Annotated in this window: 21 protein-coding genes; 9 read left to right on the top strand and 12 right to left on the bottom strand. The window is 56.2% G+C overall.

Annotation, left to right across the window (positions count from 1 at the left end; genetic code table 11):
* Window positions 1-8: 8 nt before the first annotated feature.
* Entirely contained in the window at window positions 9-1,424 is a 1,416-nt protein-coding gene (locus ACN0V1_RS15015; RefSeq protein WP_417545764.1) for a PLP-dependent aminotransferase family protein, read from the bottom strand.
* A gap of 229 nt (window positions 1,425-1,653) precedes the next feature.
* On the opposite strand from ACN0V1_RS15015, the gene ACN0V1_RS15020 reads away from it, so the two are divergent.
* The 3 genes from ACN0V1_RS15020 to ACN0V1_RS15030 all read left to right on the top strand — a co-directional run bounded on the left by ACN0V1_RS15020 (window position 1,654) and on the right by ACN0V1_RS15030 (window position 3,993).
* Complete coding sequence (locus ACN0V1_RS15020; RefSeq protein WP_417545765.1) at window positions 1,654-1,935, top strand: hypothetical protein; 282 nt, start codon at window positions 1,654-1,656, stop codon at window positions 1,933-1,935.
* Complete coding sequence (locus ACN0V1_RS15025; protein ID WP_417545766.1) at window positions 1,932-2,738, top strand: PhzF family phenazine biosynthesis protein; 807 nt, start codon at window positions 1,932-1,934, stop codon at window positions 2,736-2,738. Before ACN0V1_RS15020 ends, ACN0V1_RS15025 begins: the two co-directional genes overlap by 4 nt.
* Window positions 2,739-2,799: 61 nt before the next feature.
* Window positions 2,800-3,993 (top strand): NAD(P)/FAD-dependent oxidoreductase, encoded by a 1,194-nt coding sequence (locus ACN0V1_RS15030; protein ID WP_417545767.1) that lies wholly within the window; start codon window positions 2,800-2,802, stop codon window positions 3,991-3,993.
* A 50-nt stretch (window positions 3,994-4,043) separates the two neighbouring features.
* Here the strand turns inward: ACN0V1_RS15030 and ACN0V1_RS15035 are convergent, their stop codons facing one another.
* The 3 genes from ACN0V1_RS15035 to ACN0V1_RS15045 all read right to left on the bottom strand — a co-directional run bounded on the left by ACN0V1_RS15035 (window position 4,044) and on the right by ACN0V1_RS15045 (window position 7,200).
* On the bottom strand, window positions 4,044-4,583 hold the full coding sequence (locus tag ACN0V1_RS15035; RefSeq protein ID WP_417545768.1) for a type 1 glutamine amidotransferase domain-containing protein: 540 nt from the start codon (window positions 4,581-4,583) through the stop codon (window positions 4,044-4,046).
* Window positions 4,584-4,829: 246 nt separating this feature from the next.
* Window positions 4,830-5,711: a universal stress protein gene (locus ACN0V1_RS15040; RefSeq protein ID WP_417545769.1), complete on the bottom strand. Its 882-nt coding sequence runs from the start codon at window positions 5,709-5,711 to the stop codon at window positions 4,830-4,832.
* Window position 5,712: 1 nt separating this feature from the next.
* The gene (locus ACN0V1_RS15045; RefSeq protein WP_417545770.1) at window positions 5,713-7,200 is read right to left on the bottom strand and encodes a SulP family inorganic anion transporter; all 1,488 of its coding nucleotides are present in this window, start codon (window positions 7,198-7,200) and stop codon (window positions 5,713-5,715) included.
* 194 nt (window positions 7,201-7,394) lie between these two features.
* On the opposite strand from ACN0V1_RS15045, the gene ACN0V1_RS15050 reads away from it, so the two are divergent.
* Window positions 7,395-8,675: an MgtC/SapB family protein gene (locus tag ACN0V1_RS15050; protein WP_417545771.1), complete on the top strand. Its 1,281-nt coding sequence runs from the start codon at window positions 7,395-7,397 to the stop codon at window positions 8,673-8,675.
* An 11-nt stretch (window positions 8,676-8,686) separates the two neighbouring features.
* Here ACN0V1_RS15050 and alkB read toward each other — a convergent pair whose 3' ends face one another.
* Complete coding sequence (gene alkB, locus ACN0V1_RS15055) at window positions 8,687-9,337, bottom strand: DNA oxidative demethylase AlkB (RefSeq protein WP_417545772.1); 651 nt, start codon at window positions 9,335-9,337, stop codon at window positions 8,687-8,689.
* A gap of 197 nt (window positions 9,338-9,534) precedes the next feature.
* Between alkB and djlA the strand changes: the two genes are divergently transcribed.
* Window positions 9,535-10,311: a co-chaperone DjlA gene (gene djlA, locus ACN0V1_RS15060; protein ID WP_417545773.1), complete on the top strand. Its 777-nt coding sequence runs from the start codon at window positions 9,535-9,537 to the stop codon at window positions 10,309-10,311.
* A gap of 115 nt (window positions 10,312-10,426) precedes the next feature.
* Complete coding sequence (locus ACN0V1_RS15065; RefSeq protein WP_417545774.1) at window positions 10,427-10,690, top strand: amidase family protein; 264 nt, start codon at window positions 10,427-10,429, stop codon at window positions 10,688-10,690.
* Between the two features lie 36 nt (window positions 10,691-10,726).
* Here the strand turns inward: ACN0V1_RS15065 and ACN0V1_RS15070 are convergent, their stop codons facing one another.
* Complete coding sequence (locus ACN0V1_RS15070; RefSeq protein WP_417545775.1) at window positions 10,727-13,804, bottom strand: efflux RND transporter permease subunit; 3,078 nt, start codon at window positions 13,802-13,804, stop codon at window positions 10,727-10,729.
* Window positions 13,805-13,809: 5 nt separating this feature from the next.
* Window positions 13,810-14,892, bottom strand: a complete 1,083-nt coding sequence (locus tag ACN0V1_RS15075; RefSeq protein ID WP_417545776.1) for an efflux RND transporter periplasmic adaptor subunit — start codon at window positions 14,890-14,892, stop codon at window positions 13,810-13,812.
* Between the two features lie 334 nt (window positions 14,893-15,226).
* Here ACN0V1_RS15075 and ilvG point away from each other — a divergent pair, with 334 nt between their 5' ends.
* Genes ilvG through ACN0V1_RS15090 form a run of 3 tightly spaced genes read left to right on the top strand, consistent with a single transcriptional unit; the run spans window position 15,227 to window position 18,439 of the window.
* On the top strand, window positions 15,227-16,927 hold the full coding sequence (gene ilvG / locus ACN0V1_RS15080) for an acetolactate synthase 2 catalytic subunit (protein WP_417545777.1): 1,701 nt from the start codon (window positions 15,227-15,229) through the stop codon (window positions 16,925-16,927).
* Complete coding sequence (locus ACN0V1_RS15085) at window positions 16,924-17,208, top strand: ACT domain-containing protein (protein WP_339781724.1); 285 nt, start codon at window positions 16,924-16,926, stop codon at window positions 17,206-17,208. Before ilvG ends, ACN0V1_RS15085 begins: the two co-directional genes overlap by 4 nt.
* Window positions 17,209-17,236: 28 nt before the next feature.
* A complete protein-coding gene (locus tag ACN0V1_RS15090; RefSeq protein WP_417545778.1) occupies window positions 17,237-18,439 on the top strand; it encodes an MFS transporter in 1,203 nt (400 codons plus the stop codon).
* A gap of 5 nt (window positions 18,440-18,444) precedes the next feature.
* Here ACN0V1_RS15090 and ACN0V1_RS15095 read toward each other — a convergent pair whose 3' ends face one another.
* The 5 genes from ACN0V1_RS15095 to ACN0V1_RS15115 form a co-directional block, all read right to left on the bottom strand.
* Window positions 18,445-19,626 carry an acetyl-CoA C-acyltransferase gene (locus ACN0V1_RS15095; RefSeq protein WP_417545779.1) on the bottom strand — a complete coding sequence of 394 codons (1,182 nt, stop codon included), beginning with the start codon at window positions 19,624-19,626 and terminating at the stop codon, window positions 18,445-18,447.
* 18 nt (window positions 19,627-19,644) lie between these two features.
* Window positions 19,645-20,796, bottom strand: a complete 1,152-nt coding sequence (locus ACN0V1_RS15100) for an acyl-CoA dehydrogenase family protein (protein WP_417545780.1) — start codon at window positions 20,794-20,796, stop codon at window positions 19,645-19,647.
* A 25-nt stretch (window positions 20,797-20,821) separates the two neighbouring features.
* Window positions 20,822-21,583, bottom strand: a complete 762-nt coding sequence (locus ACN0V1_RS15105; protein ID WP_417545781.1) for an SDR family NAD(P)-dependent oxidoreductase — start codon at window positions 21,581-21,583, stop codon at window positions 20,822-20,824.
* A gap of 110 nt (window positions 21,584-21,693) precedes the next feature.
* A complete protein-coding gene (gene bktB, locus ACN0V1_RS15110; protein ID WP_417545782.1) occupies window positions 21,694-22,881 on the bottom strand; it encodes a beta-ketothiolase BktB in 1,188 nt (395 codons plus the stop codon).
* Between the two features lie 50 nt (window positions 22,882-22,931).
* Window positions 22,932-24,074: an acyl-CoA dehydrogenase family protein gene (locus tag ACN0V1_RS15115; RefSeq protein WP_417545783.1), complete on the bottom strand. Its 1,143-nt coding sequence runs from the start codon at window positions 24,072-24,074 to the stop codon at window positions 22,932-22,934.
* Window positions 24,075-24,140: the final 66 nt, after the last annotated feature.

Below are 24,140 nucleotides of genomic sequence, written 5' to 3' on the forward strand. Positions count from 1 at the left end.
CAGCCACCTTAATCGATTTGAGCCTGCTCCTCATGGGCAAGAGCACCAAGCCTCGCGATTGCCTGATCGATACGTTCGCTCCAGGGATTGCCGCCGTTCAGCCGCAGGCACGATTCAAACTTGTCTGAAATCGAGAACATCAGGCCAGGTGCCACGTTAATATTTTCCGCCCGGGCACGTTGATAAACCCGGGTTCCGGAAACGCCAGCGGGTAACTGCACCCAGAGTACAAAGCCACCCTGGGGCCTGCTCACCGCGGTACCAACAGGAAATGACCGCGCCACAGCCGCTCTCATACGCTCTGTCGCCTCCCGGTAATTCTGCCGTGCAGTGCGCAAATACCGATCATAGCCACCTTGCTCAAGAAAATGCGCCACCGCCAGTTGTGGTATGGACGCCGTAGCCAGATTGGAAAAGTACTTTTGCTGTCTGGCGCTGGCCATGTACCGCCCGGGAAGCATCCAGCCCAATCTGAGCCCGGGAGAAATGGTTTTTGAAAACGAATTGCAGTAGATCACGTTATCCGTGCGATCAAAGGCTTTGGCAGGCTTCGGCCTTTCGCCCGTGTGGTAGAGATCTCCGTAAATATCATCTTCAATCAACGGCACTCCGGCAGCAGCAAGCATCGAAACCAGCTGTTTCTTGCGCTCATCCGGCATTCTGGCGCCCATGGGATTGCTGTGATTGGTGACCACCACGCAGGCTTTCAGAGGCCACTGTTCCAGGGCCAGCTGCAGGCCTTCAAGGCTGAGACCATCGGATGGGTGGGTCGGAATTTCCATTGCCCGCAACCCGACGACTTCCAGAGCCTGCAGAATGCCAGGGAACGAGGGCGACTCAACCGCCACTATGTCACCGGGCTGAGTAACCGCACGCAAGCCGAGAATGATGGCTTCCTGGGCGCCATTGGTAACAAGCACATCGTCCGGCGTAACAGGCACGCCCACGGAGGCCATACGCTGTGCGATCTGCCGGCGAAATACTTCTTTGCCGGGAAATGCGTAGTCGAGCGTTTCAAGACCACGCCGTGCCGCCCAGAGGGTACACTGCTGAATCTGCCGCAACGGCAGGTAGTCCGCATGGGGAATGGCGGTCGCCAGCGGCACCATGCGCTTTTGCTCGTCGGCACACAGCTCAAGAGCCATCTCTCGCGCACTGGCCGGAATCGGACGGCTCCGATGCTTGTGCATAACCGGCTCCGGGGCATCGACTGCGGGCAAGCGCACGAAATAGCCACTGCGTTCCCGGGCATGAAGATAACCACGGGCCTCAAGCGTCTGATGCGCCTGCAGCACGGTCGAAATGCTGACTCCAAACTGTTTGCTTAAAACTCTTACTCCCGGCAGGCGATCTCCATCCCGGTATACGCTGTCCTGTATCAGTGCCTGAAGCCTGTCTGCTACCTGGTTATATAAAACGCCCATTCCATTCACCTCACCGAATCAGGAAAGCTGTCGCTCACATAGGCAACCAACACTCCTATTGCAACAGATTGGCATCAGACCGGAACAGTACAGATACCCCAAAAAGCAGACGGTACAGATGATAGAATTTACACTCTGTACCGGTTCAAATACAGATTATCTGAATCTGTTATGGCTGTCAGCACGGGAGGACAATAACAACATCGCAAACAGAAGAAGGAGTTTCATCATGGGCATAGCAAACAGTCACGCTCTGGCAGCAACCCGGAACAATCTTTTCGGTCTTCAGTCCAACGTTCCCGTCCTGTATGGGGACGGATTAAACACCAGCCGTCAGTGGCTGGAAGATCTCGGATTTTCTATCAGTCAGGCAGATCAGGAGCACTGGGTAGTCACACATCATAACCCTCTGCCCGAGCTACACTTTTACAGTGAGCGTGAACTGGCGCAGTTTGCCAGCTACAAGGCTCACCATTACGCCAAGCGTTTGCTCCCGGAGAACAGGACATGAGATACCCCATTTATCAGGTAGACGCGTTTGCCGGCGAGATTTTCAAGGGTAATCCGGCCGCTGTTATGCCCCTGGAAGCATGGCTTCCAGACGAAACCATGCAGGCACTGGCCGCCGAGAACAATCTCGCAGAGACGGCATTCTTCGTGCGCGAAACCGGCGCTAATGGCGCAGACTTCCATATACGCTGGTTCACTCCGCGTATTGAGGTGCCGCTTTGCGGGCACGCCACTCTGGCCAGCGCCTGGGTCATTTTTAACAAACTGGGCTGGGCCGAAAATTCGATTCATTTCCACTCCAGAAGCGGTCCTCTGGGCGTTCAGAAGTCTCCGAACGACTGGCTGGTTCTGGACTTCCCTAACCTTCCGATCGAAGAGCAGAAGACACCCGCAATCATTCTCGAAGCCGTCAAAAATGCGCCCGCGACGGCCTTTCACGTGCCGAGCGACACGAATGACATGATCGTTCTGGAAAACGAAGCAGCAGTTAGAGCTGTGCAGCCGGATATGCGGATACTGAAGCAACTGGGCAATATGGGCCTGATTGTCACCGCCCCCGGCGACCAGGCCGACTTTGTCAGCCGGTACTTCGCACCCGGCTCAGGCATTGATGAAGACCCGGTTACCGGCTCGATTCACAGTGCTCTGGTGCCCTACTGGGCCCAAAAGCTCGGCAAAACCAAACTTGAAGCCCGGCAACTGTCGGCACGGGGCGGTGTATTACGCTGTGAGCTGAAAGGCGACCGTGTTGCTATTGCCGGGCAAGCGGCTTTCTACATGGAAGGAACGGTTCATCTGGAATGAGCCATAAAGCCGCTCTGAGGCTGGTATACTGCGCGCCTCATTAACCAATCGGCGGGCAGTAATGACGGCAAGTTCCAGTAACCAGTACGACGTAATCATTATCGGTGCCGGCGCCGCCGGCCTGATGTGCGCTGCTACCGCAGGTTATCGCGGGCGCAAAGTTCTGGTACTGGATCACGCCAACAAGCCTGGCAAAAAAATCCTTATGTCTGGCGGCGGGCGTTGTAACTTCACCAACCTCAATAGCACGCCTGCCAATTTTCTATCAGATAATCCACGCTTCTGCATTTCCGCTCTCAAGCGTTACACCCCGCAGCATTTTCTGGATCTTGTTGAACGCCACGGCATCGAGCACGAAGAGAAAGCCGCCGGCCAGCTGTTCTGCAAAGACAGTGCGAAAGACATACTCACCATGCTGCTGACGGAATGCGACTGGGCCGGTGCTGAAATTCGCATGAAAACCAGCGTTAAAGGCATAGCTCAAAGCGCCGGGCACTACCGGGTTAACACCAGTTCAGGCACCCTCACCTGTGAATCCCTGGTTATCGCCTGCGGCGGTCTATCCATCCCAACCATGGGCGCCACAGGATTCGGTTACGAGATTGCCCGGCAGTTCGGGCTCACAGTTCTGCCCACCCGCGCCGGGCTGGTGCCTTTCACGCTGCACCCGGAGCTGAAACAGCAGCTGGCACCGCTTTCAGGCGTCAGCTGCCCGGTGGATACAGCCTGCAACAACCAGCATTTCCGGGAGCCCATGCTGGTCACGCACCGGGGCCTGAGCGGGCCGTCGATGCTACAGATCTCCAGCTTCTGGCAGCCCGGCGACCCGCTGACAATCAACCTGCTGCCAGATCGCAACATCCTGGAAGACCTGCTATCCCTGCGCAAACAGAAGCCACAATCAACCGTTGCCCAATACCTTATTCAGCACTTGCCTAAGCGTTTCGCGCAGGCTTTCAACGAGCTTTTCGGCTGGAACGGCCCGCTTCAGAGCTACAAGAACAGCGACCTTGAGCAGATTTCAGACACGCTTAGGCAATGGACGGTGAAGCCAGCGGGAACAGAAGGGTATCGCACGGCTGAAGTCACACTTGGCGGTGTAGACACTCGGCAGCTTTCATCAAAAACCATGGCGGCTCTGGAGCACCCAAACCTTTACTTCATCGGCGAGGTTGTGGACATAACGGGGCATCTGGGCGGGCACAATTTTCAATGGGCCTGGGCTTCGGGAGTGGCGGCAGGCGAGGCAACTTGAGTTATAACACCCGGCACGGGACTACGGGCGTTATAACTCAGGCGTGATTACTAGGCGGCAAGCACCTCAATCAACTTTGCACAGAATGCATCCAGATCGTCTGGATTGCGACTGCTGATCAAACCATCGGAATAGTGAACCGGCTCATCTACCCAAGTGCCGCCCGCATTAGCAATGTCGGTTTTAAGGCTAGGCCATGCGGCCAGTGTGCGGCCCTTTACCATTCCTGCTTCAATAATGGTCCAGGGCGCGTGACAAATCGAAGCCACCGTTTTCCCTTTGTTGAAAAATTGCTTCACAAAACTGACAGCATGCTCATCCATTCTCAAAGCATCCGGGTTTGCCACGCCACCGGGAAGCACCAGAGCATCATAAGAATTCGCATCTACGTTACTAACGACGCTATCCACTGGAAAACTTTTAGCCTTATCCAGATGATGATAGCAGTCTAATTCGCCCTCTTTGAGCGATACCAATTCCAATGTCGCGCCCGCTCCCTGCAAATCATTCCAAGGACGCGTTAGCTCAATTTGCTCTACGCCGTCTGTTGCCAGAAATGCAATTTTTTTACCATTCAGTGGTGCACTCATCTGCAGGCCTCCTGATTAATTAGTGGGACTACAACAAAGATATTACGCCTGATTTTTCTGCGTGTAGACACATATGAAACGATGGCAATACACCGGTAACAAGAACCTTCACGTAATTTATTTGAGACCCACGAGTTCAGGGGCCGAGATACCCGGCCCCTGAACTCGTGGCACAGCCATAAAAAAGGCGAAACCATCAATGCGGCTTCGCCTTTTTTATGAGTCGCTATCCACGATGGTGACTGGCTACCGCAAAATCACCAACGGCTTTTTAGCCGATGTCAGCATACTGGTCGTCGTGCTGCCCAATAAAAAGCGGCGAATTTTCGAGTGGCCGTAGGCGCCCATCACCAGAATGTCGATATCGAACTCATCCTGATAACCGTGCAATACCGGCTCTACCTCGCCACTTCGAATAGCCAGTGTAATTTCCGACTCCAGAGGAGCCAGCATAGCCTCGGCCTTGCGCAATTGGGCCATGGCTTCTGAGGTTTCATTACCCACCATCACCAGGTGCAGGGGCATACCCTTGAGTACCGAACTGGCGGCCAGGTGCTCAACTCCGCGAAACGCCGTGGCACTGCCGTCGAAAGCCAGCATGGCGCTTTTGGGCGCTGAAAACTCATTCGGTACCAGCAGGATCGGTCGGCTCATGCTACGGATGACGGTTTCCAGTTGGCTGCCAATGCGTTGTTCACCGTCTGAACTGCTTTCGCCGTGCAACCCCATCACCAGCACACGGATCTCAGCCTGCATGGCCAGCAGCGATTCCGTAAGATCACCGTGGCGCTGGCGTTTTTTGATCTCGCTAACCCCGGCCTCCTGCAATCTGAGTGTGGCCTCATCCAGCATATGGTTGCCGTGTTCCAGAGCCAGTTTGGCCCGTTTGCGATCCAGTTGCGCCAGCTCATCGAGCAGATGCTCGCGACTACCCAGGCCAATATTCCCGGCCAGGTCCGGCTCCGACGGATAGCGCTCTTCATCGAGCACGTGCAGCAGGGTCAGCGGTGAGTCCATATGTTTGCTGGCCCAGGCGGCGTAATCACATACCGCCGGCGCCGCGCCGGAGCCGTCAATACAGGCCACAACCTGCAGTGTATCCTGGGAATTTCCTGTCGCGTCTTGCATATTAATGGCCCATCAGCTGATCAATGCCTTCCGGCTTGTCGTGTACTCCGAAGCGGTCAACAATGGTCGCGCTGGCCTTGTTCATGCCAATCACTTCCACCTCCGCACCATCACGGCGGAACTTGATAACCACTTTGTCGAGTGCGCCCACCGCAGTAATGTCCCAGAAATGGGCACGGCTCACGTCTATGACCACTTTATCGACCACTTCGCGGAAATCAAACGCTGCAACGAATTTTTCTGATGAACTGAAAAATACCTGCCCCGTCACTGTATAGGTGCGTGTGCCCGAGGACTCGTCCAGCGTTGTCTGCACTTCCATAAAGTGCCCGATCTTGTTGGCAAAAAACAGCGCCGCAAGCAGTACACCGGCAAACACACCCAGCGCCAGGTTATGAGTCACCACCACCACGCACACGGTTACCAACATCACAATGTTGGTAGAAAGCGGATGGGTTTTCAGATTACGAATGGATTCCCAGGAAAACGTACCAATGGACACCATGATCATCACCGCCACCAGCGCGGCCATGGGAATGCGCACCAGTACATCGTCCAGCACCAGTATCATCACCATCAGGAACACACCCGCCGTGAGCGTGGACAGCCGGGTGCGACCACCTGATTTGATGTTGATAACCGACTGGCCAATCATTGCACAACCAGCCATACCACCCAGTAGGCCAGATCCGATGTTGGCAATACCCTGCCCTCGGCATTCACGGTTGCGGTCACTTTCCGTATCGGTCAGATCGTCCACAATGGTGGCGGTCATCATCGATTCCAGCAAACCCACTACGGCCAGCGGAATGGAATACGGCAGAATGATCATCAGGGTTTCGAGGTTCAGCGGCACGTCTGGCCAGAGAAAGATCGGCAACGTATCAGGCAGTTCGCCCATATCACCCACGGTGCGCACGTCAATATTGAACAGCACTGCGACGATGGTCAGACCCACGATGCAAATCAGTGGCGAGGGCAACAGTTTTCCCAGCACCGGTACATAAGGGAACAGGTAGATAATACCCAGTCCGGCGGCGGTCATGGCGTAGACATGCCAGGTTACGTTGGTGAGCTCGGGCAGTTGGGCCATAAAGATCAAGATGGCCAGGGCGTTCACGAAGCCCGTCACAACCGAGCGCGACACAAAACGCATCAAACTGCCCAACTTCAGCCAACCCGCCACAATCTGGATCACACCGGTTAACAGCGTGGCGGCCAGCAGGTATTCCAGGCCGTGCTCCTTGACCAGCGTTACCATTAACAGCGCCATGGCGCCAGTTGCCGCAGAGATCATCCCGGGGCGGCCGCCCACGAAGGCGATGATCACGGCAATACAAAATGAGGCGTAAAGCCCTACTTTGGGATCCACTCCAGCAATGATCGAGAAAGCAATCGCTTCCGGAATCAAGGCAAGGGCCACCACGATTCCTGCGAGCAGATCACCTTTGGTGTTGGAAAACCAGGTGGTTTTCAGTGTATTTAGCATAGCTTTGAGTACCCGGGTGGCTGCGCGGTTTAATGAACGTCGGATTGCCGTCACTTGAATTACGGATTACGGCAAAATAAAGGGCGCGAAGTCTATCAAAATACGGGTTCCGGCGTAAGGGCGCCTGTGCTCCCAGCCTTGCTGGCTGCTATTATTCAGGCACCGCATACCATCAAAAGGAATTACATTCGTTCATGGACGATGTTGCATCCCAGTTTCTGGCCGCTAATCAAACAACGCTGAACCTTGCCGTCGCGCTTCTTCTTGGTGCCATCATAGGCCTGGAGCGGGGCTGGGGCGCCCGCGAACAGAAATCCGGCGAGCGCATAGCCGGTATTCGCACGTTTTCCCTTATTGGTCTTCTGGGCGGCATTTCTGCCGTTCTGGCCCAGGAAATTACGATTTGGGCGTTTCCCGTTCTTTTGCTGAGCGTGGTCGCCATGGCAATCGTGGCCTACAGCGAACGGCTTGATCACATCCGCAATTTCAGCATTACCGGTATGGTTAGCATGGTGCTAACGTTCTGCTTTGGTGCCATAGCAGTGGCCGTAGACCCGGTGATGGCAACCACCGCCGCTGTCATCACCGCGATTCTTCTGGATAACAAGGAAGAAATTCACGGGTGGGTACGCAAACTCCAGGCCCACGAGCTGGATGCGGCACTCAAGCTGCTTGTTATTTCCGTGGTGATGCTGCCGTTACTCCCCAACGAGCAAATGGGCCCAGGTGGCGTGCTTAACCCCCGGGAAATCTGGTGGATGGTGGTGATGATTGCATCCATATCCTTCGTAGGTTATTTCGCCATGCGAGTGGCGGGTACCAGCAAAGGCATTCTCTTTACCAGCCTGTTTGCTGGCCTGAGCTCATCCACCGCACTAACCCTGCACTTTGCCCGCCAAGCCGACCGGCACCCGGCCCTGAACGCACAGTTTGCGACCGGCATTCTGATTGCCTGTGGCACCATGTTCCCGCGCATACTGGTGTACTGCTTCGTCATCAACCGTGACCTGCTGCCAAGCCTGATCTGGCCGGTGGCCGTTATGACGGTTCTGCTTTATTTACCGGCGCTCATCCTTTGGCGCAGGGATTCCGAAACCAGCCAGGTCAGCCAGCCTGTGCTTGGCCAAAACCCACTGGATCTGAAATCCGCTCTGGTTTTTGGCCTGCTGCTGACGGCTATTCTGCTACTTGGTGTTTTTCTGAACGACTGGCTGGGCGATGCCGGTATTTATATGCTGGCGGCCACCTCGGGCATTGCAGACGTGGATGCGATTACCCTGTCCCTCACCCGTATGTCCAACAACGGTCTGGCAATGGACGCTGCCGTTCTTGGTATCGTTATTGCGGCGGCCACCAACAACCTGGTCAAATCCGGCATGGCCTGGGTGATCGGTAACCGGCAAACAGGGCTTTATGTGGCAGGCCCCATGCTGCTATCGCTGGGCGCGGGGCTTTTGGTGGCATGGTTTCAGTAGCCACGCAACCGTTAGCAGGCGCAGCGAAAGGTCAGATTGTAACGGCTGGCGCCGGTCAGCGGGTGCGCTCCGGCCTTCAATGTAAGCACCCCGTGGTAACGTAACCGCGAAGGTCCACCCCACACCACCACATCACCGTGCCCCAGAGGAATGTTCTTTGGCCGCTCGCTCCGCGTCAGCCCGCCAAACTGAAATACCTGGGACAACCCGAGAGACACAGACACAATAGGCTGCGAGAGGTCGCGCTCATTCTTATCCTGATGCAGCCCCATTTTTGCGCCTGGCTCATAACGGTTGATAAGGCAGGAGTCCGGCGTGAACTCCGAATACCCCGCCGCAAATGCGGCCGACCTGGCCAAATTGGTGAAAGCGGATGGCATGGCGGGCCAGAGCGCGCCGCAACAAGGGTCCTCCGCCTGATAGCGGTACCCTCGCGCGTCGGTGACCCAACCCCAGCTTCCGCAACAGCTCATGGCAACAGACATGCTGTGCCCGCCGGGTGTCTTCATATGCCGCAATGGAGCGGCTGCCGTTATCTGCTCGATCTCGCTCAGCAGATCCGGCCCTTGCGCAGTAGCAAATTGCCGGAGCACAACCCCACCCTCCGAAAGAATCTCGGTAGTCGCGTCAATCGGCTGGTCTGCAAACAGGTCAGGAGTCATCAACGGTTCTTATGAAACGAAAGTCATCAACGGTTCATTTAAAGCGCAAGCCATAGTCCATATTTTTAACACGAAAAACCTGCCAACCCCCAGGCTCACTTAAAAACAGATGGCCTGAATGAAAGCCTGTTCATGAAGATTCACTGAAAAACACGTATATTCTGTAGCCTGATTCATTATCCCTTAAGGACGCTTTAATGCTGTTTGCAATTATCATTGGTGGTCTGATTGGTTACACCTTTGGCAAGTTCCCCGGTTTGCTGGTGGGGGCCGCTCTGGGTGCATTTCTGCTGAACCGCGCGAAAAGCCGCCTGATTGGCAAGCTCCAGAACATCCAATCGGGCTTTATTGAATCTGTTTTTGCGGTTATGGGCGCCCTTTGCAAGGCAGATGGCGTTGTATCGACAGATGAAATACAGATGGCCGAAGCCATGTTTGTGCGCTTTCGCCTGAACGAAGCCCAAAGAGAAACAGCCAAAGCCGCGTTCAGTCGTGGTAAGGCCGAAGACTTTGATCTGGATGCAGAGCTGAACCACTTTTTAAGCATCAGCGGTCGCCAACCGGCTTTTCTGCAGATGTTTCTTCAGGTACAGGTTTCTGCGGTTGCGGCAGATGGCGTTATACACCCGGCTGAGCACGCAATGCTGGTTCGCATAGCCCGCGGCCTTGGCCTGCCCGAGAGCCAGGTGGATCAACTGGAAGCCATGTTGCGTGGCGCTCATGCCGGGCAGGCTGGCAGCCAACGGTCCAGCGCTCAGCAGAATGAGGATGCTTACAAAATTCTGGGGGTATCCCCCTCTGTCAGCGATGCAGAACTCAAGAAGGTTTATCGCAAGCTGATGAGCGAAAACCACCCCGACAAACTCGCAGGGCGCGGCCTTCCGGAAAGCATGCGTGAAATGGCACAAGAGCGTACGCAGGAAATCACACACGCTTACGATATCATCAAGGAATCCCGCAAAAACAGCGCCTGACACAGCACTCCTCCTCAAACACCCTGCAAGCCCACTTAAGATAGCGGGCTTGTGAACTCATACCTGAAATGACATGTCGTCGTGTTTTGCGTTCGAGTAGAGTATTCCTCCAGGAATGTTGGGCCATACCACGCCCAAACTTGGCCACCTCAGCCCGAACGTAGCTTTCGATACCTTGTTCGACCGACATACCCGGTATGCCAACTTCACGCCGCTGGCCAACTTAACCGGCGCGCCCGCCATTTCACTTGCCATGGCGCTGACACCCGAGAACCTGCCCGTTTCAGTGCAACTTATGGGTCGTCATGGGGACGACCGCACGCTCCTGGAGATCGCGTTTGGGCTCGATGCCGATAATCCCTGGTTCTATCTGCAATAAGTGTTAATTTTCGGAACAGCTCTGTAAGCGGATTGGTCATGAGTACCTGGGGGCCAAGCCTCTTACTTTCTGTCCGACCTTGTCACCAAGCACGAGCATGGCCGGCGTCAACAGTAGTGTCAGTATGGTGGCAAACGCCAAGCCGCCCGCAATGGCGCTGGAAAGCTGCGCCCACCACTGAGTCGATGGCGCGCCCAGCCCGAGGGATGGTGTCAGCAGGTCGACGTTGATACTCAGCACCATCGGCATCAGGCCCAGCACCGTGGTCACAGCGGTGAGCAGCACTGGCCGCAAACGCAGGCAACTGGTCTCCAGCGCCGCCTCATACGCCGCCATTCCCTCTTTCTTCATGTGGTTGTAGGTGTCTATCAGAATGATGTTGTTGTTCACCACAATGCCCGCCAACGCAATGATCCCCATACCCACCATCACGATCCCGAAAGATTGGCCGTTCAGCAGCAGTCCCAGAAGAACCCCGGCCGTGGAGAGCACAATCGCTGAGAGAATCAGAAAGCTTTGATACAACGAGTTGAACTGGGTCACCAGAATGAGCAGCATCATGGCAATCGCAACCAGAAACGCACCTACCAGAAAATTGGAAGCCTGCTGCTGATCTTCGTTTTCGCCGGCAAATTTGACAGTAACACCTTCCGGTGCCTCCGGCAGCTCAGCCTGCAGCCCTTTCAGCAAGCTATCCACCTGCTCGCCAGGCTGAATGTCTGATTTGATGGTGACCGTTCGCTGCCCGTCCACCCGGGCAATGCTGCCGGTCTTGTGTCCCGGTTGCAGATCAAGAAACTGCGACAGCGGCACCTGCCCGCGCGATGTGTTGAGCGTCTGGCGTTGCAAGTGATCCAGTTCACGCCAGTTGTTGGGAACCCGCACGGCAATATCCACCTCGTCACGCACGTCTTCAGGCCGGTAGGTTGCCAGCACAAGGCCATTGGTCACCAGGCGAACCGCACTGCCAATGCTGAGCACATCGGTTCCGAAACGGGCAGCGGCCACGCGATCCACTTCCAGGCGCCATTCAATACCGGGCAAACTGCGGTCATCTTCAATATCCAGAAAACCGCCTTGGGCGCGCATCTGATTCTCGATCTGATCCACATACCCGTTAAGCTTGCTACTGTCGCGGCTGCTGATCTGCAGCTCGATCGGCTTGCCACCAGCGGGGCCGTTCTCCTGCTTACGGAATTCCAGCGCAATGCCCGGAATGTCCTCCGTGCGGGCGAGGAAATCATCCAGGATTGAGCTGGCCGGGCGGCGGGTAAACCAGTCGGTAAACTGGAACTGGAGCACCCCGATCACATCCGGTGCCATTTGCGTGCTGGCGCTCACCATTGATCGCGCATAAAGCGCTTTTACTTCCGGCATTCCCTGCAAACGGCCCTCCACCTGCCGCACAATGGCGTCCCGCTCGAGAACCGACAGGTCCCCGCGTGCGCGCACCTGCACCTGTGCCGAATCCGGCTCCACACTGGGGAAGAACTCAATACCATAGTTGAATTTGGCATAGGCGACGTAGACCACCAAAACCACTCCCAGCACACCTGCCAGAGTGAAACCAGGCGAGGAAAGAAGTGTGGAGAGCAGCCGGCGATAGCCCTGCATCATTCGCCCGTTTTCACTGACGGTACGGGCCCGATGGCCGCCACTCACGCCACCCAGAACCGGCAAAAACACGAGGGCCATTGCCAGAGAAGCTGTCAGACTAATGATCACGGTAATAGGCAGAAATTTCATGAATTCGCCTACCACGCCGGGCCAGAAAAGAAGCGGTACGAACACCGCCAGAGTGGTCGCCGTAGACGCAATGATCGGCCACGCCATGCGGCTTGCGGCCTCTGCCCACGCGTCTTTCACCGTCTGCCCTTCCGACAGGTTCCTGTCTGCCAGCTCTGATACCACAATGGCGCCGTCTACCAGCATGCCAGCTACCAGAATCAGGCTGAACAGCACAACGATATTGAGGGTGAGGCCCATACTCCAGATCACCAGAATAGCGGTAAGGAACGCACCGGGAATGGTAAGCCCCACCAGCATGGCCGAACGCGGCCCCATGGCGGCGATGATCACGATGATGACCAGCACAATGGCGGTCAACACGTTATTGAGCAGATCGCTCAGCATGTCGCGGACGTCTTCGGACTGATCCATGATGTAGCGAATATCCAGTGGATCCGGCAACTGCGGTTTTGCCCGGGCAATCAGCTCTCGCACCTGGCCCACGGTTTCAATGATGTTGGCCCCTGTGCGTTTGGACACCTCCAGCACAAGTGCCGGCTCGCCGTTAATGCGGGCGAATCCCGTCGGGTCTTTAAAGGTGCGCTGCAGCATGGCAACGTCACCGAAGGTGACCACCGTATCGCCATCAACTTTGATAGGCATGGACATAACGTCTTCGATATTTTCGATAACACCGGGCACTTTTAGTGTCATACGGCCATTGCCGGTATCCAGCGACCCAGCTGCCACCAACTGGTTATTGCGGGTGACCAGATTGCTGAGCTGGTCGAAATCTATGCCGTAGCCTTCCAGCACCTGAGGGTCTACAACAATTTCCAGCAGATCCTCCCTGTCGCCACCAATGTCAACTTCCAGCACTTCGGGAATGGCTTCGATGGCATCCTGAAGTCCACGGGCAACCGTTATAAGTTCACGCTCAGAGAGCGGTCCCGAAAGGCCAATGGACAATACCGGGAACAGGGAAACGTTGATTTCATTCACCCGCGGTTCGTCTGCTTCCCGGGGGAGCTTGCTGCGGGCTGTATCGACTTTTTCCCGAACATCCACCAGGGCGGTATCCGGATCAAAGCCTGCATCAAACTCCAGCATCACGGAGGCATGCCCCTCGGAGGCTGTGCCACGCATCTCCTTGACGCCCTCAAGCGAGCGCAGCTCCTGCTCCATGGGCCGCACCAGTAGGCGCTCCGCATCTTCCGGGCTTATACCTTCCAGGGTCATGGAGATATATATCATGGGAATGGTGACGTCGGGGTTTGCCTCCCGGGGGATCGTCTGAAATGCCGCAATGCCACCCACCGTGAGGAACAACAGAGTGAGAAGCGTGGTGCGGCTGCGGTCTATGGCCGCGAAAATAAGTGAGCGCATGTTACTCAGCCCCGCTCATCAGCCGCATCGACAGGCTCAACATACTCACCCTCGCTTACAAAGCCCGCACCACGGGTGATCAGGCGAACCTCATCTGGCAAGCCCGTTACCCAGGCACCTTCAGTAGAAACACTGAGCAACTTTACCGTGCGAAAAACGACCCGGTTCTGTTCATCAACATACTTCACGCCCGGGCGCCCGTCGTTCCCAAGGGAGAGATAAGCCGGGGAAATAAACGTGGCTTGAACATCGGCCAAGGCAACACGAAGGTTGGCACTGCCACCTGCAATGCGTTTCTGATCCGGGTTTTCAACGGCGATCTCTACGGCAAAACTGCGGGTATCGGCGTTTGCTGCACTGGCTACAAAGGTGACTACGCCGTCAAGCGCATCTCCATCCAGAGGGCGCACTCGCACCTTCTGGCCCGGTGACACTTGTGCAACAGACTGCTGAGGCACCTGTCCTTTGGCCTTGAGCCGGTCTATACGAACCAACTCATACAAGGGAGAGCCAACCTCGACCAAGCTTCCGTCCTCAACGTTTTTGCTGTTAATCAGCCCATCAAACGGCGCCGTCGGCCTGAGGTGAGAAACTGCAAGCTGAGCGCTCTTCAATTCCGCCCGAGCGGCCGCCAGTTCGCTTTCCACATCGAGAATATCTGATTGCGACGCCAGGTTTCTGGAACCCAATTTCCTCACTGCCACCAAATCCGCTTCCAGTTTCCTGGCCCTTGCCTGCCAGCGATCAACCCCTGCACCACGGCCGTCTTCAGACAAGGTTAAAAGCACCTGACCGGCTTTTACCGAATCACCGAGGTCTGCTTCAATGCTCTCGACTGTGCCAGCTACCCTGGCGCTCACGTTTACAGCACTCCATGGTTCAAGCTGACCCTGAAGCAAAAGACCGGGCTCATATAATCGCGCGTTGAGGGTTGTTACCTGCACCCGTGTGCGCTCCTGTTGCTCAACTTCCTGTTGTGCCGGCGCTTTGGTACTCGCAACCTTGATATCGCCCGTTGCCATCCAGATCACCAGAACGACCACAACCACCACAGACAGCCCCAGCGAACTCCATTTTACTTTGCTCATGAAATACCTACACAGCCCGAAATTGGTGAATGATGACAGTAAAAAAGACGTTATCTGAAAAAACAGGATTAAAACGGTTGCAACCGGTTAAAAACGTGGGGTAGATTCTACACAGAATCTTTTTACGAATTCAGATGAAGTATGTCCTTTTTATGAACCTCAACTCATTAATTATTCTTGCAAAGCTCGTCCTGGTGGTAGTGGTACCTTCCGGGGGATTTTGCGTGGATAAGCGGGTGAGATAGCGACAAACCTGACAAAACACCAGAAACCCCCGGCACCGCAAGGTCCCGGGGGTTTCTTTTTTGCGGAAGAAAAAACAGGAAAAACGACAATGAACGGCGCACAGCACATTCTTGAAGCATTCCACCGCCACAACATCCAGACGGTTTTTGGCTATCCGGGCGGCTGCATTATGCCCCTGTACGATGCCCTTGTGGATGATGTACGCGTGGAACATGTGCTCTGCCGCCACGAACAAGGCTGCGCCCTGGCCGCAGACGGCTATGCCCGGGCAAGCGGCTGGCTGGGGGTTTGTATTGCGACATCCGGCCCCGGCGCGACCAACCTGATAACCGGCGTAGCCAACGCGCACCGGGATTCCATTCCCATGCTGGTTATTACCGGCCAGGTTCCCTCACCCCTGATCGGCACCGATGCGTTTCAGGAAACCGATGTATTGGGGATGACGCTTGGCATCGTAAAACACAGTTATCTGGTTGAAAGTGCAGACGAGCTGCCCGCTATTCTGGAAGAAGCCATAGCGCTTGCCCAAAGCGGGCGGCCCGGGCCGGTCTGGATCGACATCCCCAAGGATGTATTACTGACAGAAGCCACCACTGCGCCCATCCCGACGCCTGCGCAGCCGCAAGCGGCCTGCCCGGACCTGACGGGTGCATTAGACTTGCTGCGTGCGGCCCGAAACCCGCTGCTTTACAGCGGTGGTGGCATTAGCCTGGCTCATGCGGAAGACAGCTTTCGCAAGTTTGTTGAATGCTCAGAACTGCCGGCGGTTGTGACTCTCAAGGGTATCGGGAACCCCGGTAAATACAGCACTCACAATCTCGGCATGCTAGGCATGCACGGCTCCCGCGCCGCCAACCGTGCGGTGGACGAGTGTGACCTTTTAATGGTTATTGGTGCCCGCCTGGACGACCGGGCCACCGGCAAGCTGGAGGGCTTCGCACCCAATGCCCGGACAATCCACATTGATGCCGATGCAGCAGAATTCAACAAGCTCCGAAGCGCAGAGCTGGCAGTTCGCGGTGATCTGAACGCCATCCTCGGCGAGTTGACGCGGGCGCTCAGAGAAACACCTCTGGCGATCAGCGACTGGCGAAAACAATGCCAGACCTGGCGCACGACGGGCGGATTTCAGACCGCAGACAACGAAGAGCCGCTGGCGCCAATTACCGGCCCTGCGTTCATCCGGCAGCTTTCCCGAGTTGCCCCGGATGACACGATTATTGCGTGTGACGTAGGCCAGCATCAGATGTGGGTCGCCCAGCATTACCAGTTTGCTCACCCGCGTCATCACCTGACCAGCGGAGGTCTCGGCACCATGGGTTTTGGTTTGCCAGCGGCAATCGGCGCCCAGTTTTCCGACCGCCAAAGCACCGTTCTGAACGTGACCGGTGATGGCTCCTTCATGATGAACGCGCAGGAGCTGGCCACTATTCGCCGATATAACCTGCCAGTAAAGCTGATCATCATGGATAACCAGTGTTTGGGCATGGTGCGTCAGCAACAGGAGCTGTTCTACAACAACCGGGAAAGCCAGATTAATCTGGACGACAATCCGGACTTTGTCGCCATGGCCCGAGCGTTCGACATCCCTGCCCTGAAAATTGAGCGCACTGATCAGGTTCGGAGGGGAATTGAAACCATACTCGCCTATAACGGACCAATGCTTCTGCATGTGGCTATTGCCCGGGAAGAAAACGTCTGGCCGATCGTAAAGCCGGGTGGAAGTAACAAGGAAATGATTGATGAAACCCGCCGCTCCACTGCGGATAAAAAGGAGAACATTGCATGACCACTGAGAGCAGCAATAAAACGCCCAGCTATACAATTACCTGTCGGATGAACCACGAAGCGGCCGCGCTTGAGCGCTTGTGCCAAGTGGTTCGTATCCGTGGCTTCCGGATTGAAAAGATGGCGGTGGAAACTTCGGGCGGCGTTCTGGATATCGCTCTGACCGTTCAAGGCACCCGACCTTTAACTATGCTTCAATCGCAGTTGAAAAAGCTGCACACTGTGGCAGAGGTTATACTAACCACACCAGTCCCGGCACCTGCAACAAGCCGCACAGCCTGACAGTTCGGGACGACGACAGGGAAACCCCGTGATACTCCGCAAAACTGCGCAACGCCATCCATTATTTGTCATAGTCCTGGCACAGCTTTGCGGCACCTCGCTGTGGTTCAGTATAAACGGGGTCTGGCTATCACTTTCCCGGGAGCTAGGGCTATCTGAATCAGACCTGGGAAGCCTGACGCTCTCTGTACAGGCCGGCTTCATCATCGGCACGCTGGCCATTGCCATTACAGGGCTAGCTGATCGCTATCGGGCCAGCTACATTTTTGCATGCTCCAGCCTGCTTGGAGCTCTGATGAACGCCGGTTTTGTGCTAACAGCATCTTCTCCACCGTTTGACCTTTTCATGCGTTTTCTGACGGGCCTTTGTCTTGCCGGCATCTACCCACTCGGTATGAAACTGGTTATAGGCTGGACCCCCAAACACACGGGGACGGCGCTGGCCTGGCTGGTTGGCATGCTGACCCTTGGTACCGCCATGCCGCACTTGTTACGCGGCATAACGCCCGGCCTGCCCTGGCAATGGCCGCTACTGGGCTCCTCGGTTCTGGCCCTTCTTGGCGGCATGATGATTCTGTTTTTGGGGGATGGCCCTCACCTGCCCATCAGCACTGCAAAAACGCGATTGCGCACCGGGCTCGCCGGGCTCAGATCGCTCAGGTTTCGGGCAGTAGCCGGCGGCTACTTTGGCCATTGCTGGGAGCTCTATGCTTTCTGGACACTGACACCTCTGCTGATCACACGGGAAGTGCTGCGCATGCAAGCATCTCCAACAGTGATACCCCTACTTTCGTTCGTGGTGATCGGACTGGGGTTTGTGGGGTGTATAGGCGGCGGTAAACTCAGCCGACGGTTTGGGAGTGAATGGGTAGCAAACGGGTCCTTGGCAATCTCAGGAATAATCTGCCTTGCCTACCCGTTTCTTCCCTGGGCTCCGCCCGGAACGCTACTTTTCCTGCTGGCGTTGTGGGGAATAACCGTCATTGCCGACTCTCCCCAGTTTTCTGCACTGGCTGCAGCCGCAGCGCCCAGAGAATTCGTTGGTGCATCGCTGGCCGTAATGAATGCCATCGGCTTTGCACTGACCCTACCGGCAATCTGGATCACCAGCAATCTCTGGGAATCCCAAGGGGCCTGGGTAACACTTTGGCTGCTGCCTGGCCCGGTCCTGGGACTCTGGTCAATGCGCCGGCTCAACAACCAGGAATGCCAGAGCCAGCATCAATACTGACTGCGTCAGATCAGCTCAACAGCAACCGCGGTTGCCTCACCGCCGCCTATACAAAGGGAAGCTACTCCTCGTTTCAGCCCTTTCTGCTTCAGCGCATTGATGAGCGTTACGATAATCCGGGAACCGGACGAGCCAATCGGGTGCCCGAGAGCGCAGGCGCCGCCGTAGACGTTTACTTTCTCAGCATCCAATCCCAGCTCGTTGATCGCCAGCAAGGAAACGACCGCAAAGGCTTCGTTGATCTCAAACAGATCCACATCGTCCTTGCTCCAACCTGCCTTTTTCAGCACCTTCTCGATCGCACCGATGGGCGCCAGAGTGAACTCGGCCGGCAACTGGGCGTGTGTCGCATGGGCCACAATACGGGCCTGCGGGGTCAGCCCACGGGCTTTGGCTTCAGCGGCAGAAGCGAGCACCAGAGCAGACGCACCGTCACTGATGGAGCTGGAGTTAGCGGCGGTAACCGTGCCGTCTTTGGCAAAAGCCGGTTTGAGCGTGGGGATTTTTTCCGGCCTGGCGTTACCCGGCTGCTCATCGGTATCTACCAGGGTTTCGCCACCACGGCCGGGAACGCTAACCGCCGCGATTTCAGGATTGCACCAGCCGTTCTCTATCGCCGCCAGCGCTTTGTTCAGTGAGCCGATGGCAAACTCGTCCATGGCCTCACGGGTGATCTTGTAGTCATCGGCCGAGCGCTGGGCAAAGCCGCCCATAAGGCCACCTTCGTAGGCATCTTCCAGGCCGTCAAGAAACATGCTGTCCATCACCTGCCCGTGGCCCATGCGAAAGCCTCCGCGAGCTTTGGGTAACAGGTAAGGCGCCTGACTCATATTCTCCATGCCACCGGCAATCATGATGTCGTTGGTACCTGCCTTGATCTGGTCATGGGCCATGATCACCGCCTGCATTCCGGAACCACACATCTTGTTCACGGTGGTGCAGCCCGAGCTGTCCGGAATGCCGGAAGCACGAGAAGCCTGACGTGCCGGCGCCTGGCCCAACCCGGCCGGCAACACGCAACCCATTATCACTTCCTGAATGTCCACAGGTTTCAAACCACTGCGCTCAATGGCGGCTTTGATGGCAGTGGCACCCAATTCCGGAGAACGCACGGAACTCAACGACCCCATCAAGCCACCTATGGGAGTACGTGCAGAACCCGCAATCACAACGCTGTTATCGCTCATATTCAAACCTCACTGATTTCAGACTCGTCCCAGAACGGAGCGGGCGATGATTTCTTTCATGACTTCCGACGTGCCGCCATAGATGCGCTGAACACGGGCATCCATAAACGCACGGGAAATCGGATATTCCGTGGTGTAGCCATAACCGCCAAACAACTGCAGGCAACCATCTGCCACACGGCACTGCATTTCGGTCGCACTGTATTTGGCCATGGACGCGGTAGGCGCATCCAGCTCGCCGGCTTCGTACTGACTTATGCACTGAGCCACAAACGCCTTGTTAACCTGATAATCGGTTTCCATACGGGCGATTTCAAAACGAGTATTCTGCAGCTGCGCCAACTTCTGTCCGAACAGCACCCGCTCGTGGGCGTAAGCTATGGTCAGATCCAGCGCTCCTCTTGCGGCCGCCACGCCCAGCGCGCCGATCACCAGCCGCTCCCGTGGCAACTCCTGCATCAGGTAAACAAAGCCTTTGCCCTCTTCGCCCACAAGCGCCGATGCCGGTACACGCATATCCGAAAAGAACATCTCGGATGTATCACCGCTGTGCTGGCCTATCTTGTCGAGATTCCGCCCTTTGCTGTAACCCGGCAAGGTGGTATCGATCAGAAAAAGACTGATGCCCTTGGCACCCGCAGAAGGGTCGGTTTTCGCCGCAACAATCACCATATCGGCATGCTGACCGTTAGTAATGAAGGTTTTTGAGCCGTTCAGGACATAGTCGTGGCCGTCCCGCACCGCACTGGTGCGCATTGCCTGCAAATCACTGCCGGCACCCGGCTCGGTCATTGCGATAGCGCCCACCACTTCTCCAGACACCATATTCGGCAACCACTGCTGTTTCTGGGCCTCGTTACCCAGGTGGCTAATATAGGGTGCCACAATGTCTGAGTGCACCATCACATTGGTAGAGAGCGCACCAAACCCCATGCGAGCCAGTTCCTCGCCGACCACCACGGAGTATTGGAACGGTGCGCCGCAGCCGCCGCAATCCTCGGGAATGTCCACGCATAACATGCCGGCATCGCCGAGCGTGTTCCAGAGTTCGCGAGGTACAAGGCCGGATTTCTCCCAGGCCTCGTAATGCGGCGCTACTTCTGTTTCCAGAGCCTTGATGACGGACGACCGGAACAGTGCGAGTTCTTCTTGATCCACAGTGCTAGTCATTGCGCTCTCCCTTATGTGCTTGAATTCATTTAGGCGCCATACGCAAGGCACAGTCCAGCCGGATAGTTTCTCCGTTCAGGATCGGGTTGCGCACCATCTGATCCACCATCATGCCAAACTCCTCGGGCTTACCCAGGCGCTTGGGGAACGGCAGCGTGGCCGCCAGGCTGTCCTGCACTTCTTGCGGCATGCCGGACATCATGGGTGTCATAAACAGGCCCGGTGCGATGGTATTCACGCGGATACCTTCGCGGGCCAGCTCCCGGGCCGACTGAATAGTCAGAGCAACAACGCCACCCTTGGAAGCGCTGTAAGCCGCCTGTCCAATCTGCCCTTCGTAAGCGGCGACCGAAGCGGTATTGATAATCACGCCGCGCTCACCTTCTGCGTTGGGCTCGCGCTGCGCCATACTGGCGGCCGCCAGTCTCAGAATATTGAAGGTTCCGATCAGGTTAATCTGTATGACCATGCTGAAGTTCTCGAGCGGCATAACACCGTCGCGGCCCAGAATTTTCGCCGCCGGCGCAATACCCGCGCAGTTAACCGCAATGCCACAGAGTCCGTGGGCGTCACGGGCTGTCGCCAACGCCGCTTCGGCACTTTCAGCCGAGCTCACGTCGCAATGTACGAAAATGCCGCCAATATCCGCAGCAACCTTCTCGCCCTGCTCTTTTTTCAGATCCAGGATGGCAACTTTACAGCCGGCAGCAGCAAGTGCACGGGCTGCACCCTCACCAAGCCCGGAGGCACCACCTGTTACAATGGCCGGTATATTTTTGAATTCCATCACTTTCTCCCTTCGCATCAGGTGTTGTCGGCTGAATCGGAAACAAGCCAATCTTTACGTTAACGTAAACTTTACTCAATTCAGCCTCAAAAAGAAATAAAACCGCGTGCTCAGGCGATACTTTCAACAATCAGCGCAATCCCCTGACCGCCGCCTATGCACATGGTAATCAGGCCATAGCGACCACCGGTGCGCTCAAGCTCTGCAAGAGTTTTGATGATGAGAATGGAACCCGTAGCACCCACCGGGTGGCCAAGGGCAACAGCACCGCCGTTCGGGTTAACCTTGTCGGCCGGCAGGCCGAGCTCCTTACTGACGGCAAGCGCCTGAGCCGCAAAAGCTTCATTGGACTCGATCACATCCAGATCTGCCACACTCAGGCCGGTCTTTTCAAGCACACTGCGCACGGCAGGGATCGGGCCCAGACCCATTACGCTGGGATCCACCCCTGCAAACGCGTAGCCCACGATGCGTGCGCGCGCTTTCAAGCCACGGTTTTCGGCCTCTGCCGCGCTGGTCAGCACCAAGGCGGCCGCACCGTCGTTAATACCGGAAGCGTTGCCCGGCGTTACGATGCCTTCTTTGGTAAAGGCCGGCTTCAGGCTCGCAAGGCTTTCTGCTGTGGTGCCAGCACGCACATGCTCATCCTGCTCAAAAGTCACTTCCTTGCGGCCCTGTTTCACGGTCACCGGCACAATCTGCTCTTTAAAGTAACCGCTCTCAATGGCGTGGCTGGCACGGCGGTGACTTTCTGCCGAGAAGGTATCCAGGTCTTCACGGCTGAGGCCATACTTTTCTGCGATTCGCTCCGCCGTCATGCCCATGTGGCCACTGCCAAACGGATCGCTAAGCGTGCCCAGCGTCATATCCACCGCTCTACCATCACCCATCCGCAAGCCCTTGCGGACATTGGGCAGAATATAGGCCCCCTGGCTCATGCTTTCGGCACCACCGGCCAGTGCAATCCGGCTGTCGCCCATCATGATCATTTGCGCGGCACTGATAACCGACTGAACGCCGGAACCACAGAGGCGATTCACATTGAGCGCCGCAGAACCTTTTTGCAGACCGGCATTGAGACCAATGTGACGCGCAACGTAGGCATCTGCCGGGCCAGTCGGAATAATATGTCCGAAAATGGAATGGTCGATGTCTTCTGCGGGCACTCCCGAGCGTTTGATAGCCTCGTTCGCCGCGCAGGTTCCCAGCTCGGCGGGGCTCAGCGAGCTCAGGCTGCCACCAAAGCCGCCGATGGTCGTGCGTGCGCCGTCGAGAATTACTACATCGGTCAGTTTCATCGTTTGTTTCCTCAAGTTTCAGGTCAATAAAAGTCTGGAGAACGAATAATCTATTTGCCCAGCATGGAGCGAGCAATCACTTCTTTCATGATTTCAGATGTGCCGGCGTAGATGGTCTGTACCCGGGCGTCCACAAAGAAGCGCGATACGGGGTACTCAACGGTATAGCCGTAACCGCCAAACAGTTGCAGACAATCGTTGGCTATATCGCACTGCATTTCCGTGAGCATCAGCTTCAGAATGGCAGCGTCTGTTGGCCCCATCTCGCCTTTAAGATATTTTGCGATGCATTGCTTCAGGTAGGCTTTCGCCATCTCCAGCCGTGCACGGGCTTCGGCGAGCTTGAACCGCGTATTCTGAAAATCGGCCACTCTCTGGCCAAAGGCTTTACGTTGTTGCACGTAATCCAGAGTAATCGCCAGCACACCTTCGGTCGCCCCCACTGCCTGGGCGCCAACGCCCAGGCGCTCACGCGGTAATTCCTGCATCAGGTAGGCAAATCCGCGCCCTTCCTCACCCAGCAGGGCACCATGGGGAACCACAAGATCCGAAAAGAAGAGTTCGGCGGTATCACTGGCGTGCTGGCCGATTTTGCGGATGCCTTTACCCCGGGAAAACCCGGGCAGGCTGGTATCCACCAGAAACAAGGATACGCCTTTGGCGCCGGCTCCGGGATCGGTTTTGGCACACACGATCACCAGCTCCGCCTGCAAACCGTTGGTGATAAACACCTTGGCGCCGTTGATCACATAGCCCTTTTCTGTGCGTTGTGCCGTGGTGCGCATAGCCGCCAGATCACTGCCTGCACCCGGCTCGGTCATGGCGATGGCACTGAGCACATCGCCGCTGATCATATCAGGCAGATAACGCTGTTTCTGGGCTTCGGAGCCAAGGTGCAAAATATAGGGCATCACGATGTTGGCGTGAATATTGTAGCCTGAGGCAAGGCCACCAAAGCCCTTGCGGGCCATTTCTTCAATCGCCAGCTGTGAGATTTCAAAGCTCGCCGCCGCCCCGCCGTACTCCTCCGGCATATCAATGCCGAGCATTGCGGCCTGCCCCAGATTACGCCATACGTCGCGCGGGATGGCGGCTTCCTCCTCCCACTGCTCGTAGAAAGGTGCGACTTCCTTGTCGAGCACCCTGTTGATCATGGAGTGAAACAACTCAGTATCTTCTTGATGTTCGGACATACATAGCCTCTTGATAGCCTCTTGATAGCCTCTTACTACTCTCTAAATAATCTCTAAATAGTCTCT

The sequence above is a fragment of the Marinobacter sp. genome (assembly GCF_048266785.1).
GTDB lineage: Bacteria > Pseudomonadota > Gammaproteobacteria > Pseudomonadales > Oleiphilaceae > Marinobacter.

What these genes read in the sequence shown, in the direction of transcription:
- ACN0V1_RS15015 (WP_417545764.1), bottom strand. Translation starts at nt 1,424, where the DNA reads ATGGGCGTTTTATATAACCAGGTAGCAGACAGGCTTCAGGCACTGATA.
- ACN0V1_RS15020 (WP_417545765.1), top strand. Translation starts at nt 1,654, where the DNA reads ATGGGCATAGCAAACAGTCACGCTCTGGCAGCAACCCGGAACAATCTT.
- ACN0V1_RS15025 (WP_417545766.1), top strand. Translation starts at nt 1,932, where the DNA reads ATGAGATACCCCATTTATCAGGTAGACGCGTTTGCCGGCGAGATTTTC.
- ACN0V1_RS15030 (WP_417545767.1), top strand. Translation starts at nt 2,800, where the DNA reads ATGACGGCAAGTTCCAGTAACCAGTACGACGTAATCATTATCGGTGCC.
- ACN0V1_RS15035 (WP_417545768.1), bottom strand. Translation starts at nt 4,583, where the DNA reads ATGAGTGCACCACTGAATGGTAAAAAAATTGCATTTCTGGCAACAGAC.
- ACN0V1_RS15040 (WP_417545769.1), bottom strand. Translation starts at nt 5,711, where the DNA reads ATGCAAGACGCGACAGGAAATTCCCAGGATACACTGCAGGTTGTGGCC.
- ACN0V1_RS15045 (WP_417545770.1), bottom strand. Translation starts at nt 7,200, where the DNA reads ATGCTAAATACACTGAAAACCACCTGGTTTTCCAACACCAAAGGTGAT.
- ACN0V1_RS15050 (WP_417545771.1), top strand. Translation starts at nt 7,395, where the DNA reads ATGGACGATGTTGCATCCCAGTTTCTGGCCGCTAATCAAACAACGCTG.
- alkB (WP_417545772.1), bottom strand. Translation starts at nt 9,337, where the DNA reads ATGACTCCTGACCTGTTTGCAGACCAGCCGATTGACGCGACTACCGAG.
- djlA (WP_417545773.1), top strand. Translation starts at nt 9,535, where the DNA reads ATGCTGTTTGCAATTATCATTGGTGGTCTGATTGGTTACACCTTTGGC.
- ACN0V1_RS15065 (WP_417545774.1), top strand. Translation starts at nt 10,427, where the DNA reads ATGTTGGGCCATACCACGCCCAAACTTGGCCACCTCAGCCCGAACGTA.
- ACN0V1_RS15070 (WP_417545775.1), bottom strand. Translation starts at nt 13,804, where the DNA reads ATGCGCTCACTTATTTTCGCGGCCATAGACCGCAGCCGCACCACGCTT.
- ACN0V1_RS15075 (WP_417545776.1), bottom strand. Translation starts at nt 14,892, where the DNA reads ATGAGCAAAGTAAAATGGAGTTCGCTGGGGCTGTCTGTGGTGGTTGTG.
- ilvG (WP_417545777.1), top strand. Translation starts at nt 15,227, where the DNA reads ATGAACGGCGCACAGCACATTCTTGAAGCATTCCACCGCCACAACATC.
- ACN0V1_RS15085 (WP_339781724.1), top strand. Translation starts at nt 16,924, where the DNA reads ATGACCACTGAGAGCAGCAATAAAACGCCCAGCTATACAATTACCTGT.
- ACN0V1_RS15095 (WP_417545779.1), bottom strand. Translation starts at nt 19,626, where the DNA reads ATGAGCGATAACAGCGTTGTGATTGCGGGTTCTGCACGTACTCCCATA.
- ACN0V1_RS15100 (WP_417545780.1), bottom strand. Translation starts at nt 20,796, where the DNA reads ATGACTAGCACTGTGGATCAAGAAGAACTCGCACTGTTCCGGTCGTCC.
- ACN0V1_RS15105 (WP_417545781.1), bottom strand. Translation starts at nt 21,583, where the DNA reads ATGGAATTCAAAAATATACCGGCCATTGTAACAGGTGGTGCCTCCGGG.
- bktB (WP_417545782.1), bottom strand. Translation starts at nt 22,881, where the DNA reads ATGAAACTGACCGATGTAGTAATTCTCGACGGCGCACGCACGACCATC.
- ACN0V1_RS15115 (WP_417545783.1), bottom strand. Translation starts at nt 24,074, where the DNA reads ATGTCCGAACATCAAGAAGATACTGAGTTGTTTCACTCCATGATCAAC.